The following is a 15,700-nucleotide window of genomic DNA, read 5'->3' on the forward strand; positions in this document are numbered from 1 at the left end:
AAGGAGCCGCCCCATGTCCAATCCCACTCCCGAATTCATCCAGGTCGGCGCGCTGGCCGACGGCTTCGCGCCCGACAGCCTGACCCTGCCCCGCTGCGCCGAACTGGACGGCCGCAGCCTGCGGCTGTGCTTCGACGACGACAGCGCCGCGGACTGCCGGCTGGAGTCCGGCGGCGACGCCCGCGTCGTCCTTGAGCGTCCGGGGCGAGCCTCGGCGCTGGCGGAGATAGACGGCTTCCACGCCAGCTCCTTGCGCGCCGGCGTCTATTTCATCGATTTCCGTCACCAGGGCCCGGCCGCGCAGTCTCTCAGCCTGATCCTGGACTTGGCGCAGCGCCGCTTCACCCTGGTTCTGGGCCGGCTGCCCGACGCCGACGCCGCGCGGATCTGCGCTTTCGACCGGGTGGAGCGCCAACTGGAATTGACCGGCGTGGACGTCGAGTTCCTCCACGGCGCCGTCGGCCAGGCCGCCGCGAGCGTCCCGCCGCATCCGCCCAGCGCGGAGCTGATCGGCATGCGCAACCGCTACCGCTACAGCCCCACCGAGTGCTACGAACACATTTATCTGAACGACAGTTTCTACGCCTGGCACTGCCTGGAAGGCGTGGAGCGCGGCCTGGCCGACGTCGACCGCTGCCACTGCCTGCAAGTGGCGGAGCGGCTGTATTTATTCGTCTGGCGCGAAAAAATCATCCCCACCCTGGGCGTGATCCTGATCGATCTGGAACGGATGCGCACCGACGGCAAGATCTTCGGCTATCAGGACGGCGGCTTCGGCGCCACCCGCAACTTCCGGGTGGGCGCGCGGGCCAGCGTCGTCAACTACGTTCGCGGCTGAGGAGCCGCGCCGGGCTTCAGTCCCGCTCCAGCCGGGAGTACGCCAGCGTCGGCACATCCACCGCCGTCGCGCCGCCGTCCGCCGTCAGGCAGGCGCCGCTGACCATGGCCGCCTCGTCGGACAAGAGGAAACGGCAGACCGCGGCGATGTCCTCCGGCGTCGCCGGCCGCCGCAACGGCACATCGGCGGTGACGCGCCGGTAGGCGGCGTCCAGGTCCTCGCCATAAGCCGCCATCAGCGGCCGCATCTCCTCGTCCGCCATCGGCGTGCGCACCCAGCCCGGACACAGCGCGTTGACCCGCACCGCCGGCCCGTAGTCGCGCGCCAGCGACCGGGCCAGGCCCAGCAAGGCGTGCTTGGCCGTCACATAGCCGCAGGCCGCAGGCCCGGCCGCCAGGCCGGCGATGGAGGCCAGCAACACCATGCTGCCGCCCTGCCGGATCAGGTCCGGCAGGCAGGCGCGGGCGCTGACGAAGGCGGTGTCCAGATTGGCGCGCATCGCGGCGCGCCAGGCCGCGTCGTCGGTGTCCAGCGCCGCGCCCATGCCCAGGCCGCCGGCGCAGGCGGCCAAGCCGTCCACCCTGCCCCAGCGCGCGCGGATGCGCGCCAGGAAATCCTCCCAGGCCGCGGCGTCGGCGGCGTCGCCGGCCAAGGCCAGACCGCCGGTTTCCTCCGCCAGCGCCAGCAAGGGGCCGGCCCGCCGTCCCACCAGGGCCAGCCGCGCGCCTTCGGCGGCGAAGCGGCGCGCGCAAGCCGCGCCGATGCCGGAGCCCGCGCCGGTGATCACTATGGTTTTATCGCGCAAAGACATCTCAGCCTCCTTGTCGTTCGCCGTCTAAACCCGACGGCATTATGTTAATATATTCATTTAAAGTAAACAGGCCGCCCCCCTTACCCTCCCGCGACTTTAAACCAAGGAGCCGCCATGGACCCTACGCAGCGTCCCTACCAATACCAACTGCCGCAACGCCTGCTGCGCGCGCGCGAAGCGGTGATGTCCTACTTCCGTCCGGTGCTGAGCCGTCACGGCCTGTCGGAACAGCAATGGCGCGTCCTGCGCCTGCTGGCGGAACGCGGAAACATGGAAGCCGGCGAGATCGCCCAGCGCGCCGGCATCCACCCGCCCAGCCTCAGCGGCATCCTGGCGCGCATGGAAAGGGACGATCTGGTTTACCGCCACCGCGCCCAAGCGGACAACCGTCGCTTGATCGTCACGCCGACGCAGCGCGCCAAGACGCTGACCCAGCGCATCATCCCGCTGTCCAACGACTGTTACCGCCAGATTGAAGCCCATTTTTCCCAGGCCAAGCTGCAAGCCTTGCTCGCCTTGCTGGATGAGTTGGAAAGCCTGCCCGCGCCGTCTTAGAACCTGTTCAAGAGCGGACCGCCCGCCAGACCTAGCCCCGCCCCGCCTCCGCCGCCAGCAAGACGCGGCGGCAGGCGGCCAGGCTGGCCAGCACCGCCAGGCCCTGCACGCCGCGCAGGCCGATGTAGCGCCGCAAGGGCGGCAGCCGGCACGCCACCTCGCTGGCGCCGTAAGGCTCCAGACACAGCAACCAGCCGTCCTGGCCGCCGTGCAGCTCGCAGCGCTTGAAGTCCAGCGGCGACAGCGCGGCGCGCACATCCGCGTCGGCGCGCAAGCGCTCCAGCAGCGGCGCCAGCGCCGCCGCGTCTCCGTCCAGCAAATCGACGACGATGCCGCGGCGACGCCAGAAGCCGCCGTGACGCAGGCGGATGCGCGCGCGGCCCGGCGCGCCCGGCACCGTCAGCCGGAACTCGCAAGCCACCATATAGGCCAGCCAGCCCGCCTCCACCCGCTCCCGCGCCAAAAAACTCCACTCCCCGTGCGGAAAGCGAAAACGCCGCTCCGCCTCCTCTTCGGCCTGGCAATCCAGCTCCGGCCAGTCCAGGCTCAGCCGCGCCAGCGTCGCGCCCGGACGATAGCCGCCCGGCCTGCGCCAGGCCTCAACCAGCCGCGGCCACACGTTCCAGCTCCCGCCGCAAGACCTCGTCCTCGCCCTGACACTGCGTGTCCAGAATCCGCTCCAGCGGCACCGGCCGGAACGGGTTGACCTTCTGCACCAGCAAGGTCCACAGCAGCGCGTACACCAGGGTCAGGCCCAGCATCCAGCCAAAGGGCAGGTAGATGTCGCGCGCCTGCATGCCGGGCGGGGTGATGAAACAGATCGCCAGCACGATGCCCAGCGCGGAGCCTATCTGCGGCAGCGGAAACCACGGCGAGCGGTAGGCGCGCGGGAAATCCGGCCGCGTCAGCCTCAGCCGCACCACGGACAGCGTCACCAGCAGATAGGCCACGCCCCAGGAACAGACCGCCGCCAGCACCAGGGGCATGATGCGGTCCAAATCGCCCTGGATCAACCAGGCGTGGACACAGGGGATGAGCACCGCCGCCGCGATGCCGCACCACGGCGTGTTGAAACGCGGATGCAGATAGGCGAAGCAGCGCGGCAAGGCGCCGTCCTGGGCCATGCCGTACAGGATGCGCGGCAGCGCCGCCATCAGGGTGTTGATCGTCGCCGCGCCGGCCAGCAGCAGGCCGACGCCCAGCCAGATCTTGCCGAAGGGCCCCATCACCCGCTCGGCGAAGGCCGGCAGCGCCATCGGCGTGTCCAGCAGCCGCGGGCCGTCCGCATGGGCCGGGTCCAGCGGCGTATTGGCCACCTGCCTCACCATGGCCGCGCCGTACAGCAGCATGGTGACGGCCACGCCGCTGAGCCCCATCTTCAAAGCCCGCGGAATGGCGCGGCCGGAATCGCGCAGCTCCGGCGCCAACGGCGTCACCAGCTCCGCGCCGACGAACATGAACATCGCCATGCCCACCAGGCTGAGCAGCAGGCCCGGATCGTCCAGACGCAGCGGCGCGCCGAACCAGCCGCCCAGATCCACCGCCGGCGCGCGCAGCAGGCCGACCACGCCAAACACCGTCAGCGTCGCCCACATGCCGAAGGTCAGCGCCACCTCGGCCTTGCCGAACAGGGTCACGCCCAGCGCGTTGAGCGCGCCGAAAACGATGACCAGGCCCACGCCCACCATCCAGGCGCTGCCGCTCTTTTCCAGCATGGTGTTGAGATGGTCGAAATTCACCAGCGCCATGATGCCGGACAATATGGTCTCGGCGGTGCCGGCGAACACATGCACCAATAGATAGGCCGACAAGGTGCCGGCGATGGCCAGGCCGCGGCCCAGGCCGGCGCTGATGTAGTCGTACACCGCGCCGGAAGTTGGCAGCATCGCCGCCGCTTCGGCGAAAGTGGTGGCCTGCGCCTGCATCATCAGATAGGCGATCAGCATGGCCAGCGCGAAAGTGCCGCCGGCCATGCCGAAGCCGCTGGTGGCGGTCAGTATCACCGGGCTGGCCATCACCACGCCCACCGAGCTGGCCAGCGCCACCGGAAAGCCCACCACGCCGCGGCTCAGGCTGCGGCTCAAACGTTCGCTAACAGACATGGTTCTCCTCCCTCCTCCCTCTTCCATCCGCCGCCGCGCCGGCCGCCGCTCTCTGTCTTCCTGGCGGCGTGCCGGCGCGGCCGGCTGCTCCCCGTTCGGGCCGGGCCGTTCAGGCCTCGGCCAGCCCGGCTTCCAAGGCCGACGCGATCACATCGGCGTGCTCGCGCTGCAACACCAGCGGCGGCGACAGAATGATCTTGCTGCCCACCGGCCGCACCAGCGCGCCGGCCCGGCGCGCGATCTCCGCCACCTTGTCGGCGTAGCCGCTTTGCGGGTCTATCGGCTCCCGGCTGGCCTTGTCCTTGACCAGGTCCAGGGCCAGCATCAGGCCCTTGCCGCGCACCTCGCCCACCGCCGGATAACGCTCGGCCAGCGGCAGCAGCCGCTCCAGCAGGTAGGCGCCCGTTTCCGCCGCCTTAGCCGGCAGGTCTTCCTCCTGCACGATACGCAGATTGGCGAGGGCGGCGGCGCAGGCCACCGGGTGGCCGGCGTAGGTGTAGCCATGCATGATGACGCCGCCGAAATCGCCGTTGGCGGCGAAGGCGTCCGCCACGCGCTGATTGACCACGGTGGCGCCCAGCGGCAGATAGCCGGAGGAGATGCCCTTGGCCAGGCACATCATGTCCGGCTTCACCCCCCACAGCCGGCTGCCGAACATGGAGCCGGAGCGGCCGAAGCCGGTGACCACCTCGTCGGCGATCAGCAGCACGCCGTGGCGGTCGCACACCTCGCGCACCCGCGGCCAATAGCTGGCCGGCGGCACGATGACGCCGCCGGCGCCCTGTATCGGCTCGGCGATGAAGGCCGCCACCGTGTCCGGGCTCTGGAACAGGATTTCGCGCTCCAGCATCCGCGCGCAGATTTCGGCCAGCTCCTCAGGGTCGTCGGTGAAGGGGTTGCGGTAGGGCCACGGGGTCTCCACATGGAAGCAGCCGGGCAGCAGCGGTTCGTAATTGCGGCGGAACACCGTGTTGCCGTTGACCGAGCCGCCGCCGAAGTGGGTGCCGTGATAGCCCTGCTTCAAGGAGATGAATTTGACCCGGTCCGGCTGGCCCTTGAGCCGCCAGTATTGGCGCGCCAGCTTGAGCGCGGTTTCCACCGCGTCCGAGCCGCCGGAACTGAACACCACCCGCGCCATGTCTTCCGGCCGCAGCATGTCGATCAGCAGCGCGGACAACTCCTCCGCCCGCGGATGGGAGATGCCGTCGAAAAGCTGGAAATACTCCAGTTCGTCCAGCTGCCGGGCGATGGCCTGCTTGATTTCGGCGCGGTTGTGGCCGACGTTGACGTTCCACAAGCCGGCGACGCCGTCCACCAGCTTGACGCCCTGGTCGTCGAACACGTGGCAGCCGTCGCCGCGCACGATGCGGATGGGCGGCCGCTCTTTCATTGCGTTGGGATGCAGCATGGGGTGCCAGAAACGGGCCTTGTCGTAGGACATGTCTTTCTCCTGAATCAAAGTGGAAGCGCGTCCGCGCTCAATGGGCGATGCAGACCGATTTGATCTCGGTGAAACTCTCCACCGCGCCCTTGCCGAACTCGCGGCCGAGGCCGGATTCCTTGTAGCCGCCGAAGGGCATGCCCGGGTCCAGCGGTATATGGCTGTTGACCCAGACCGTGCCGGCCTGCAAACGCGGCACGATGTCCAGCGCCGCCGACAAATCATTGGTCCACACGCTGGCGGCCAGGCCGTAGCGCGTGTCGTTGGCCAGCGCCACCGCCTCGTCCACCTCGTCGAAGGGCATCAGCGCCAGCACCGGGCCGAAGACTTCCTCGCGCGCCACCGGATTGTCCGGCGCCAGGTCCGCCATCACCGTGGGCTGCACGAAATAGCCGGGCAAGTCGGCGGCGCCGCCGCCCGTCAGCACGCGGGCGCCGGCGGCGCGGCCGCGCTCGATCAGCCGGCACACCGCCTGCTGACGCCGCTGCGACACCAGCGGGTTGACCTGGGCGTCCAGATCCATGCCCGGCCCCAGCCGCATGCCGGCCACGGCGGCGGACAGCGCCTCGGCGAACAGATTGAACTTGCTGCGGTGCACGTACAGCCGCGAGGCGGCGGCGCAGACCTGGCCCTGATTGAGAAAGCCGCCCAGCAAAGCGCCCCGCACCGCCTGGTCGATGTCGGCGTCGCCCAGCACCAGCATCGGGTTCTTGCCGCCCAGCTCCAGCGCCAGCCGGGTCATATTGTCCAGCGCGGCGTGGCCGACGGCCTTGCCCACCTCGGTGGAGCCGGTGAAGCTGACCTTGCCGATCAGCGGATGCCCGGCCAGCGCGCGGCCCGCCGCCTCGCCGCGCCCGGTCACCACATTGAACACGCCCGGCGGCACCCCGGCCTCCAACGCCAGCTCCGCCAGGCGCAAGGCGCTCAGCGGCGTCTCGCTGGCCGGCTTCAACACCGCCGTGCAGCCGGCCGCCAGGGCCGGCACCGTTTTCCACAAGGCGATCATCAAAGGGAAGTTCCACGGCGCGATGCCGGCGGCCACGCCCACCGGCTCGCGCCGGGTGAAAGCGGTGAAACGCGCGCCCGGCGGCGCCGGAATCGACACGTCCAGGGTTTCGCCGGTGATCTTGGTGGCCCAGCCCGCCATATAGCGCACGTATTCGATGGAGCCGCCCACCTCGATGGCCCGCGCCAGATGGATGGACTTGCCCTGGTTCAGCGTTTCCAGCTGCGCCAGCTCCTCGGCGTGCGCTTCCAGCACATCCGCCAGCCTCAGCAATACGCGTTCGCGCTCGGCCGGCCGCAGGCCGGACCAGACGCCGGATTCGAAGGCGCGCCGCGCGCTGCCCACCGCCGCGTCCACATCGGCGGCCTCGCCGTCCGCCACGCTGGCGATCACCGCGCCGCTGGCCGGATTGCGCACGTCCTTGCGCCGGCCGGACAAAGCCGCCCGCGGCTTGCCGTCTATCCACAGCCCGTGCTCCCGTTCCAGAAAGGCCCGCACCGAATCCAGCACCAGCACCAGGTTTTGATCCATCCTCGTCTCCTTTTCGATCAAGCTTGCCGCCGCGTAGGCGCGGCCGGCGATGGCCCAATATACCCAGCGCCGCCGCCGCGGCTGATCCCAAATCGGCAAAGCGCGACCCGGCCCTTCTCGTTGCGGCGCAGCATGTCGCCAGATGGAAACATGCAGTAAAAACAATGCTTAAGCGACGCAAAGAGCGCTGGACATTTCGATTTAAATAACATATTAATCATTTTGAGATCCAGAGAATGGACCGAGAACAGGCGGACTCCATCCCCACCCACCGGAGAAAGCAGATGATTGCCGCAGCCCGTTGCTTTGACGACGCCCACCTGCACGCCGAGGCCCTGCCCGGCTGGGAGCAGCTGTACAGCCAGATCAGCGGCGGCCGCTTCCGCAGCACCTTGAGCCGGGTGCGCACCGCGCGCCTGGATATTTTCCGCGAAAGCTTCAACCAGCGCGTGGTGCAGCAAGGCCGCGCGCCCGGCGGCATGATCCATTTCGCGCTGCCCATCCGCGCGCCGTCGCCGCTGAGCCTGCAGGGCGTCGCCGTGCCCGACGACGCGCTGATGGCGCTGCGCGGCGGCGAGGACTTCGTCCTCCACCTGCCGCCGGGCGCGGACTCCGTCCAGGTGTCGGTGCCTTACGAGGATTTGGCCGAACTGACGCCCGCGCTGTGCCGCCCGCTGCGCGAGGCCCGCGGCAAAACGCCGGTGTTTCCGGCCCGGCCGGCCGCGCTGGCAGCGCTGCGCGCGCTGCTGAACGGCGTGTTCGAACAGGCTTTATTGGACCCGGCGCTGCTGTCCTACGCCGGCAACCAGAAAGTGATCCAGCACCAGTTGCTCAGCCTGCTGCAAGACGCCTTGGCGGACGGCGCGCTGGGCGAGCGCCGCGGCAACCTGACCTTCGCCACCCATTGCGACATCGTCAGGCGCAGCCAGGCGCTGGCGCTGGCCAAGCCGGACGAGCCGGTGACGGTGCTGGAGTTGTGCAGCCGGCTGCGCGTCAGCCGCCGCACGCTGCAAAACAGCTTTCAACTGGTGGCGGACACCACGCCGGTCGATTATCTGCGCTCCATCCGTCTGAACGCGGTGCGCCGGATGCTGCTGAACCCGGCGCGGCCCGGCCACGGCGTGCGCGACGCCGCCGGCGCCTGGGGCTTTTACCACCTGGGCCATTTCGCCGCCGATTACCGCAAGCTGTTCGGCGAGGCCCCATCACACACCCGCGGCCGGGCTCTGGCCCATCTGGGCGCGCCTCCCGGCGCGCGCGGACTGGAGCCGGTCAACGATCCAGCCAACTAGACGCGGGCTCAGGCCTGACGGCGCGCGCGGTAGTCGCTGGGCGAGCGCCCGGCCATGCGCTGGAAGAAACGGGAAAAATAGGCCGGGTCCTTGAAGCCCAAATCGTAGGCGATGGCGTGCACCGAGGCGGCGGAGTAGATCAGCAGACGCTTGGCCTCCTGCAACAGCCTATCGTGCGCCAGCCGCTTGGACGGCAGGTCCGCCAGCCGGCGGCACACATCGTTGAGCCGCGCCTCGCTGACCCCCAGCTCGGCCGCGTAGCGGTCCAGGCTCCAGTGTTCGCGGTAATGCGCTTCTATCAAGCCGTTGAAGCGATGGTAGAGCCGCCACTCGTCGCGCCGCGGCCCGCGGCGCGGTCCCGGCAGGCCGGACAGCCGCAGCACGTCCACCAGCACCAGCTGGGCCAGGGCTTGCCGCGCCAGCTCCGCGCCCGGCGCCGGCGCCTCGCTCTCCCGCTGCAACTGCGCCAGCCGCTCGGGCAGGCGCCGCGCCATATCGGCCCATTCCGCCGGCACCTCGGCCAGCTCCACGCAGAACGGCGCGCTCAAGGCGTCCGGCCCCGCCTCCGCCAGCCAGCCGCGCGCCAGCTCCTGGCGCAAGGTCAGCACATGGCCGTCGGCCTCCGGCCCGGTGATGAAGGCGTGCGGCACCGTCGGCGGAGTCAGGAACAAGAGCGGGGCGCGCGCCTGGTAATGGTCTTCCTCCAGTTGCAGACGGATGTCGCCGCTGGCGAGATAGTGCAATTGCAAAAAGCGGTCGTGCCGATGCACCGGCATATTGCGGCCGAAGAAGGCCGCCAGCCGGCCAAAGGATTCGCAATGGATGTCGACGGACTCGTAGGGGCTGTCGTAAGCCTTGCCGATGTCGATATTGGGTATGCGCGCGCCCAGACCGCGCGGGATTCTGCTCATCGCCGCCCCTCCCTTGTGACATTTTCGCCATAGTCGGCCGCCCTCGCCCTCCGCTCTCGCCAAAAGGCCGCTGCTCAGGCTTTCGCGCCGGATCGGCGGCCCGGGCCGCCGCCGCGCAAACACGGCTTTTGACGATATTACCCGCAACGCAGCATGGATAAACATTGACAGCGGGCCGCCGTCATCGTTATAAACTTTAACATGTTAATGAATATTTGAACAACGGCGATTCATTCAATAACAAGGAGTTAAGCATGAGTCTGGTCCTAGACGCCGCGACGGAGCGGCCGGCGGCCATCTACGGCGCGGCGCTCAACCACCGTCGTTTGCAGACGGCGCTGGCGGCGAAGTTCGAACAAGCGCCCTATCAGCGCCCGCCGCAAGCGCCGGTCTTGTTCGTCAAACCGCGCAACACCGTCAGCGTCGCCGGCGCGCCCATCCCCTTTCCCGCCGACGCGGACGCCGTCTACGCCGGCGGCGCGCTGGGCGTGCGCATCGGCCGCGACGCTTGCCGCGTCAGCGCGGCCGACGCGCTGTCCCATGTCGGCGGCTACGCGGTGGTCAACGAAGTCAGCCTGGCGGAAACCAACTTCTACCGCCCGGCGATCCAGGCCAAATGCCGCGACGGCTTCTGCCCCGTCGGCCCGGAAGCCGGCCCCGACGCGATCGACCCGCAACGGGTGCAGGTGCGCACCTATGTCAACGGCGCGCTGGCCGAAACCAACGACAGCGCCGACTGGCTGCGCGGCGTCGCCCAGTTGATCGCCGACGTCAGCCAGTTCCTCACCCTCTACGCCGGCGACCTGCTGATCGTGGCCACGCCGCCGCGCGGCGCGCGGCTGCGGCCGGGCGACGCCGTGGCGGTGGAGATAGACGGCATCGGCCGCCTGGAAAACATCGTCGCGGCCGAGGAGGACATGCAATGAGACACGCCCGCATCCGTTATCAGGGCCGAACCTGGCGCGCGCAGGCCAGCGACGACGGCGCGCTCTTGCTGCCGGACGGCCGCCGGCTGGACGAAACCGAGGCGGAATGGCTGCCGCCCTGCCAGGGCACCCTGTTCGCGCTGGGCCTCAACTACGCCGACCACGCCGCCGAACTGGATTTCAAGCCGCCCAGCGAACCGCTGGTGTTCCTGAAGACGGCCGCCGCGCTGACCGGCCATCGCCGGCAATCGATGCGGCCGGACAATGTTGAATATATGCATTACGAGTGCGAACTGGTGGCGGTGATCGGCAAGACCGCGCGCAAGGTGAAGCGCGCCCAGGCGATGGACTACGTCGCCGGCTACACCGTGTGCAACGACTACGCGGTGCGCGACTACCTGGAAAACTACTACCGGCCCAATCTGCGGGTGAAAAACCGCGACGGCCTGACCCCGATAGGCCCGTGGCTGGTGGACCGCGACGAGGTGGCGGACCCGCACAGCCTGGAGCTGGCCACCTATGTCAACGGCCGCCGCGTCCAAAGCGGCAATACCCGCGACATGGTGTTCGACATCCCCCACCTGATCGAATACCTGTCCGCCTTCATGACGCTGCAAGCGGGCGACATGATCGCCACCGGCACCCCGCAAGGCCTGTCCGACGTGCGCCCCGGCGACGAAGTCGTCGTAGAGGTCGAGGGCGTCGGACGGCTGCTCAACCAGATCATCAGCGAAGCGGACTGGCTCGCGCGCCGGAACGCGGAAAAGGAAACTCCATGATCAAACACTGGATAGACGGCCGCGAAGTGGCCAGCCAAGACAGCTTCGTCAACTACAACCCGGCCACCGGCGAAGCGCTGGGCGAAGTGGCGGCCGGCGGCGCCGAGGAAATCAATCTGGCGGTGGCCGCCGCCAAGGCGGCTTTTCCCAAGTGGGCGGCCACCCCGGCCAAGGAGCGCGCGCGGCTGATGCGCCGGCTGGGCGAATTGATCCAGCGCGATGTGCCGCGGCTGGCGGAACTGGAAACCCTGGACACCGGCCTGCCCATCCACCAGACCCGCAATGTGCTGATCCCGCGCGCCTCGCACAACTTCGACTTTTTCGCCGAAGTCTGCACCCGGATGAACGGCCACAGCTACCCGGTGGACGAGCAGATGCTCAACTACACGCTGTACCAGCCGGTGGGCGTGTGCGCGCTGGTGTCGCCGTGGAACGTGCCCTTCATGACCGCCACCTGGAAGACCGCGCCCTGCCTGGCGCTGGGCAATACCGCGGTGCTGAAGATGTCCGAGCTGTCTCCGCTGACCGCCAACGAACTGGGCCGGCTGGCGCTGGAGGCCGGCATTCCGCCCGGCGTGTTCAACGTGGTGCAGGGCTACGGCGCCAGCGCCGGCGAGGCTCTGGTCAGCCATCCGGACGTGCGCGCGGTGTCCTTCACCGGCGGCACCGCCACCGGCCGGCGCATCATGCAGAACGCCGGGCTGAAGAAGTACTCGATGGAGCTGGGCGGCAAATCGCCGGTGCTGGTGTTCGACGACGCCGACTTCGATCGCGCGCTGGACGCCGCGCTGTTCACCATCTTCTCCCTCAACGGCGAACGCTGCACCGCCGGCAGCCGCATCTTCGTGCAGAACGGCATCTACGACCGCTTCGTCGCGGAATTCGCCGCCCGCGCCCAGCGGCTGATCGTCGGCGACCCGCAGGACCCCAACACCCAGGTGGGTTCGATGATCACCCGCCAGCATTACGACAAGGTCACCGGCTATATCCGCATCGGCCTGGAAGAAGGCGCGCGGCTGGTGGCCGGCGGCCTGGAACGTCCGGCCGGCCTGCCCGAGTCGCTGGCCTCCGGCCACTTCATCCGCCCCACCGTCTTCGCCGACGTCGACAACCGCATGCGCATCGCCCAGGAGGAAATCTTCGGCCCGGTGGCCTGCCTGCTGCGCTTCAGCGACGAGGCCGACGCGCTGCGCCTGGCCAACGACGTCGATTACGGCCTGGCCTCCTACATCTGGACCCAGGACATCGGCAAGGCCCACCGGCTGGCGCGCGGCATCGAGGCCGGCATGGTCTTCGTCAACAGCCAGAACGTCCGCGATCTGCGCCAGCCCTTCGGCGGCGTCAAGGCCTCCGGCGTTGGCCGCGAGGGCGGCGAATACAGCTTTGAAGCCTTTGCCGAGGTGAAAAACGTCTGCGTCTCCATGGGCGGCCATTTCATTCCGCGCTGGGGCGTGGAACAAGCCTGAGGCGCCACCGGGGCCCAGGCCGCGCAGACGGCCGGCCCCGGCGCGACACCGATCCAAGCAGCAAGACTGCGCCGGCCCCGCGGCCCAGTCGCACCGAGGAGAACGCAATGGGAACCCTAGCCCTGGCGGCCAAGATCACGCACGTGCCGTCCATGTATCTGTCGGAACTGCCCGGCCCGCATCAAGGCTGCCGCCAGGCCGCCATAGACGGCCACAAGGAAATCAGCCGCCGCTGCCGCGAACTGGACGTGGACACCATCGTGGTGTTCGACACCCACTGGCTGGTCAATTCCGGCTACCACGTCAACTGCGCGCCGGCTTTCGAAGGCGTGTACACCAGCAACGAGCTGCCGCACTTCATCAAGAACATGCCCTACGCCTATCCGGGCAACCCCGCGCTGGGCAAGCTGCTGGCCGAGGCGGCCACCGCCGCCGGCGTGCATACCCGCGCCCACGACGCCACCACGCTGCCGCTGGAGTACGGCACCCTGGTGCCGATGCGCTATATGAACGCCGACCGGCGTTTCAAAGTGGTGTCGGTGGCCGCGCTGTGCACGGTGCACGATCTGGCCGACAGCGCGCGGCTGGGCGCGGCGATGCGCGAGGCGGTGGAGCGCGATTACGACGGCCGCGTCGCCTTCTTCGCCAGCGGCTCGCTGTCCCATCGTTTCGCCCAGAACGGCACCGCGGATCAATTCCTGCACAAGGCCTGGAGCCCCTTCCTGGAAAGCATGGACCAGGAGGTCATCGCCATGTGGCTGGACGGCGATTGGAAAACCTTCTGCGACATGCTGCCGGAGTACGCCGAGAAGTGTCACGGCGAAGGCTTCATGCACGACACCGCCATGCTGCTGGGCGCGCTGGGCTGGGGCGATTACCGCGGCCGCGCGGAAATCATCACCCCCTATTTCGGCAGTTCCGGCACCGGCCAGATCAACGCGGTGCTGCCGGTGGAACCGCTGGGAGAGCGCCATGCCGCACTTCATCGCTGAATGCACCGACAATCTGCGCGCGCAGGCCGATCTGCCGGAACTGTTCCGCCAGGTGCACGACTGTCTGGCCGCCAGCGGCCTGTTTCCGCTGGCCGGCATCCGCAGCCGCGCCCACTGGCTGGACACCTGGCGCATGGCGGACGGCGAGGCCGACTACGCCTTCGTCCACTGCACCTTGCAGATCGGCAGCGGCCGCAGCGAGGCCGATCGCCGCGCCACCGCCGAACAGCTGTTCGCGCTGATCCAGCGCCACTTCGAACCGCTGCTCGCCCAACGCTATCTGGCGCTCAGCTTCGAACTGACCGAACTGTCCGCCACCCTCAACTTCAAGCGCAACAACGTGCATCAACGCTTCAGCCCGCCGGGCTGAAACGGCCGAAACCGATCACGAAGCTCAGCGACCACCATGAAAGACTCCATGCTCAGCCCCGACCTGATTCGCGGCGCCGCGCGCCGCCTGCACGACGCCGAGCGCGAACGCCGGCAGATCCGCCAGCTCTCGCTGGACCACCCCGAGATCACCATAGAGGACGCTTACGCCATCCAGCGCTGCTGGGTGGAGATGAAGCTGGCGGAGGGACGCCGCCTCAAGGGCCACAAGATAGGCCTGACCTCGCGCGCAATGCAGATGTCCTCGCAGATCAACGAGCCGGACTACGGCGCGCTGCTGGACGATATGTTCTTCAACGACGGCGCCGACATCCCGGTGTCCCGCTTCATCGTGCCGCGGGTGGAAGTGGAGCTGGCCTTCGTGCTGGGCCGGCCGCTGTCCGGCCCCGGCGCCACCTTGTTCGACGTCTACGACGCCGCCGATTACGTGATCCCGGCGCTGGAAATCATCGACGCGCGCAGCCAGTCCATAGACCCGGACAGCCAGCGTCCGCGCAAGGTGTTCGACACCATAGCGGACAACGCCGCCAACGCCGGCGTGGTGCTGGGCGGCCGGCCGGTGCGCCCGCGCGAGCTGGACCTGCGCTGGGTGGCCGCGCTGATGTACCGCAACGGCGTGATCGAGGAGTCCGGCGTCGCCGCCGCCGTGCTCAACCACCCGGCCAACGGCGTGGCCTGGCTGGCCAACAAGCTCTCGCCTTTCGACGTGGAGCTCAAGGCCGGCCAGGTGATCCTGGCCGGTTCCTTCACCCGGCCGGTGCCGGCGCGCGCCGGCGACACCTTCCACGTCGACTACGGCCCGCTGGGCGCGATCAGCTGCCGCTTCGTCTGAACCCGCTCGAGGAACCTCCATGCAACTTCCCGCCAACCCCTTCAAGGCCGCGCTGCGCGACGGCCGCCGCCAGATCGGCCTGTGGCTGGGCCTGGCCAGCCCCTACAGCGCCGAACTGCTGGCCGGCGCCGGCTTCGACTGGCTGCTGATAGACGGCGAACACGCGCCCAACGAGCTCAGGGACGTGCTGCTGCAACTGCAGGCCGTCGCGCCCTATCCCTGCCACCCGGTGGTGCGCGCCGCCGGCAACGACCCGGTGCGCATCAAGCAGTTGCTGGACATCGGCGCGCAAACGCTGATGCTGCCCATGGTGCAGAACGCCGACGAGGCGGCGCGGGCGGTGGCCGCCACCCGCTATCCGCCGCGCGGCGTCCGCGGCGTGGGCAGCGCGCTGGCGCGCGCCTCGCGCTGGAACCGCGTGCCGGATTACCTGACGCGGGCCGACGATGAAATCTGCGTGCTGGCCCAGGTGGAAACCCGCCAGGCCCTGGCCGCGCTGGAAGGCATCGCCGCCACCGACGGCGTGGACGGCGTCTTCATCGGCCCGGCCGACCTGGCCGCCGACATGGGCCATCCGGGCCGGCCCGACCACCCTGAAGTGCGCGCGGCGATGGACGACGCCATCCGCCGCATCCGCGCCCAGGGTAAGGCCGCCGGCATCCTGATGGCCGACGAGGCCGAAGCGCGCCGGCTGTTGGCGCTGGGCGCGGGCTTCGTCGCCGTCGGCGTCGACACCACCTTGCTGGCGCGCCGCGCCGAAGCGCTGGCGGCGGCCTTTCGCGACGAAGCGCCCGGCCGGCCGCCGACGCCATCCGCCTACTGACTGAC

Annotated in this window: 16 protein-coding genes; 10 read left to right on the top strand and 6 right to left on the bottom strand. The window is 69.0% G+C overall.

Going from position 1 to position 15,700, the window contains the following annotated elements:
- Positions 1–13 precede the first annotated feature (13 nt).
- The gene (locus tag AB1Z25_RS13230) at positions 14–838 is read left to right on the top strand and encodes a MoaF C-terminal domain-containing protein (protein ID WP_486635430.1); all 825 of its coding nucleotides are present in this window, start codon (positions 14–16) and stop codon (positions 836–838) included.
- A 16-nt stretch (positions 839–854) separates the two neighbouring features.
- Here the strand turns inward: AB1Z25_RS13230 and AB1Z25_RS13235 are convergent, their stop codons facing one another.
- Positions 855–1,649: an SDR family NAD(P)-dependent oxidoreductase gene (locus AB1Z25_RS13235; protein ID WP_486635431.1), complete on the bottom strand. Its 795-nt coding sequence runs from the start codon at positions 1,647–1,649 to the stop codon at positions 855–857.
- Between the two features lie 114 nt (positions 1,650–1,763).
- On the opposite strand from AB1Z25_RS13235, the gene hpaR reads away from it, so the two are divergent.
- Positions 1,764–2,204, top strand: a complete 441-nt coding sequence (hpaR, locus tag AB1Z25_RS13240; RefSeq protein WP_253315220.1) for a homoprotocatechuate degradation operon regulator HpaR — start codon at positions 1,764–1,766, stop codon at positions 2,202–2,204.
- 31 nt (positions 2,205–2,235) lie between these two features.
- Here the strand turns inward: hpaR and AB1Z25_RS13245 are convergent, their stop codons facing one another.
- The 4 genes from AB1Z25_RS13245 to AB1Z25_RS13260 all read right to left on the bottom strand — a co-directional run bounded on the left by AB1Z25_RS13245 (position 2,236) and on the right by AB1Z25_RS13260 (position 7,284).
- Positions 2,236–2,823, bottom strand: a complete 588-nt coding sequence (locus AB1Z25_RS13245) for a DUF3156 family protein (protein ID WP_486635432.1) — start codon at positions 2,821–2,823, stop codon at positions 2,236–2,238.
- On the bottom strand, positions 2,804–4,306 hold the full coding sequence (locus AB1Z25_RS13250) for an APC family permease (RefSeq protein ID WP_486635433.1): 1,503 nt from the start codon (positions 4,304–4,306) through the stop codon (positions 2,804–2,806). The genes AB1Z25_RS13245 and AB1Z25_RS13250 overlap by 20 nt, the downstream gene beginning before the upstream one ends.
- A 109-nt stretch (positions 4,307–4,415) precedes the next feature.
- Positions 4,416–5,747, bottom strand: coding sequence for an aspartate aminotransferase family protein (locus AB1Z25_RS13255; RefSeq protein WP_107798706.1), 1,332 nt, complete (start codon positions 5,745–5,747; stop codon positions 4,416–4,418).
- Positions 5,748–5,784: 37 nt separating this feature from the next.
- Positions 5,785–7,284 carry an aldehyde dehydrogenase family protein gene (locus AB1Z25_RS13260; RefSeq protein ID WP_486635434.1) on the bottom strand — a complete coding sequence of 500 codons (1,500 nt, stop codon included), beginning with the start codon at positions 7,282–7,284 and terminating at the stop codon, positions 5,785–5,787.
- Between the two features lie 284 nt (positions 7,285–7,568).
- Here AB1Z25_RS13260 and AB1Z25_RS13265 point away from each other — a divergent pair, with 284 nt between their 5' ends.
- Positions 7,569–8,576 (top strand): helix-turn-helix domain-containing protein, encoded by a 1,008-nt coding sequence (locus AB1Z25_RS13265; protein WP_486635435.1) that lies wholly within the window; start codon positions 7,569–7,571, stop codon positions 8,574–8,576.
- Positions 8,577–8,584: 8 nt separating this feature from the next.
- Here AB1Z25_RS13265 and hpaA read toward each other — a convergent pair whose 3' ends face one another.
- Positions 8,585–9,487: a 4-hydroxyphenylacetate catabolism regulatory protein HpaA gene (gene hpaA, locus AB1Z25_RS13270; protein ID WP_235087847.1), complete on the bottom strand. Its 903-nt coding sequence runs from the start codon at positions 9,485–9,487 to the stop codon at positions 8,585–8,587.
- A 254-nt stretch (positions 9,488–9,741) separates the two neighbouring features.
- Here hpaA and AB1Z25_RS13275 point away from each other — a divergent pair, with 254 nt between their 5' ends.
- The 7 genes from AB1Z25_RS13275 (at position 9,742) to hpaI (ending at position 15,695) form a co-directional block, all read left to right on the top strand.
- On the top strand, positions 9,742–10,413 hold the full coding sequence (locus AB1Z25_RS13275) for a fumarylacetoacetate hydrolase family protein (RefSeq protein ID WP_486635436.1): 672 nt from the start codon (positions 9,742–9,744) through the stop codon (positions 10,411–10,413).
- Positions 10,410–11,192, top strand: a complete 783-nt coding sequence (locus AB1Z25_RS13280; protein WP_486635437.1) for a fumarylacetoacetate hydrolase family protein — start codon at positions 10,410–10,412, stop codon at positions 11,190–11,192. Before AB1Z25_RS13275 ends, AB1Z25_RS13280 begins: the two co-directional genes overlap by 4 nt.
- Positions 11,189–12,658: a 5-carboxymethyl-2-hydroxymuconate semialdehyde dehydrogenase gene (hpaE, locus tag AB1Z25_RS13285; protein ID WP_235087841.1), complete on the top strand. Its 1,470-nt coding sequence runs from the start codon at positions 11,189–11,191 to the stop codon at positions 12,656–12,658. Before AB1Z25_RS13280 ends, hpaE begins: the two co-directional genes overlap by 4 nt.
- Before the next feature lie 107 nt (positions 12,659–12,765).
- Positions 12,766–13,650, top strand: a complete 885-nt coding sequence (hpaD, locus tag AB1Z25_RS13290; RefSeq protein WP_107798699.1) for a 3,4-dihydroxyphenylacetate 2,3-dioxygenase — start codon at positions 12,766–12,768, stop codon at positions 13,648–13,650.
- Entirely contained in the window at positions 13,631–14,020 is a 390-nt protein-coding gene (locus AB1Z25_RS13295) for a 5-carboxymethyl-2-hydroxymuconate Delta-isomerase (protein ID WP_227107731.1), read from the top strand. The genes hpaD and AB1Z25_RS13295 overlap by 20 nt, the downstream gene beginning before the upstream one ends.
- 48 nt (positions 14,021–14,068) lie before the next feature.
- Complete coding sequence (gene hpaH / locus AB1Z25_RS13300) at positions 14,069–14,872, top strand: 2-oxo-hept-4-ene-1,7-dioate hydratase (protein ID WP_107798697.1); 804 nt, start codon at positions 14,069–14,071, stop codon at positions 14,870–14,872.
- Positions 14,873–14,891: 19 nt separating this feature from the next.
- Entirely contained in the window at positions 14,892–15,695 is an 804-nt protein-coding gene (hpaI, locus tag AB1Z25_RS13305) for a 4-hydroxy-2-oxoheptanedioate aldolase (protein WP_486635438.1), read from the top strand.
- The last annotated feature ends 5 nt before the right edge of the window (positions 15,696–15,700 follow it).

This window comes from Chromobacterium sp. HL1, from assembly GCF_057418835.1.

Excerpts from the sequence above, each read along its gene's own strand:
- AB1Z25_RS13230 (WP_486635430.1), top strand. The coding sequence starts at position 14 with ATGTCCAATCCCACTCCCGAATTCATCCAGGTCGGCGCGCTGGCCGAC.
- AB1Z25_RS13235 (WP_486635431.1), bottom strand. The coding sequence starts at position 1,649 with ATGTCTTTGCGCGATAAAACCATAGTGATCACCGGCGCGGGCTCCGGC.
- hpaR (WP_253315220.1), top strand. The coding sequence starts at position 1,764 with ATGGACCCTACGCAGCGTCCCTACCAATACCAACTGCCGCAACGCCTG.
- AB1Z25_RS13250 (WP_486635433.1), bottom strand. The coding sequence starts at position 4,306 with ATGTCTGTTAGCGAACGTTTGAGCCGCAGCCTGAGCCGCGGCGTGGTG.
- AB1Z25_RS13255 (WP_107798706.1), bottom strand. The coding sequence starts at position 5,747 with ATGTCCTACGACAAGGCCCGTTTCTGGCACCCCATGCTGCATCCCAAC.
- AB1Z25_RS13260 (WP_486635434.1), bottom strand. The coding sequence starts at position 7,284 with ATGGATCAAAACCTGGTGCTGGTGCTGGATTCGGTGCGGGCCTTTCTG.
- AB1Z25_RS13265 (WP_486635435.1), top strand. The coding sequence starts at position 7,569 with ATGATTGCCGCAGCCCGTTGCTTTGACGACGCCCACCTGCACGCCGAG.
- hpaA (WP_235087847.1), bottom strand. The coding sequence starts at position 9,487 with ATGAGCAGAATCCCGCGCGGTCTGGGCGCGCGCATACCCAATATCGAC.
- AB1Z25_RS13275 (WP_486635436.1), top strand. The coding sequence starts at position 9,742 with ATGAGTCTGGTCCTAGACGCCGCGACGGAGCGGCCGGCGGCCATCTAC.
- AB1Z25_RS13280 (WP_486635437.1), top strand. The coding sequence starts at position 10,410 with ATGAGACACGCCCGCATCCGTTATCAGGGCCGAACCTGGCGCGCGCAG.
- hpaE (WP_235087841.1), top strand. The coding sequence starts at position 11,189 with ATGATCAAACACTGGATAGACGGCCGCGAAGTGGCCAGCCAAGACAGC.
- hpaD (WP_107798699.1), top strand. The coding sequence starts at position 12,766 with ATGGGAACCCTAGCCCTGGCGGCCAAGATCACGCACGTGCCGTCCATG.
- AB1Z25_RS13295 (WP_227107731.1), top strand. The coding sequence starts at position 13,631 with ATGCCGCACTTCATCGCTGAATGCACCGACAATCTGCGCGCGCAGGCC.
- hpaH (WP_107798697.1), top strand. The coding sequence starts at position 14,069 with ATGCTCAGCCCCGACCTGATTCGCGGCGCCGCGCGCCGCCTGCACGAC.
- hpaI (WP_486635438.1), top strand. The coding sequence starts at position 14,892 with ATGCAACTTCCCGCCAACCCCTTCAAGGCCGCGCTGCGCGACGGCCGC.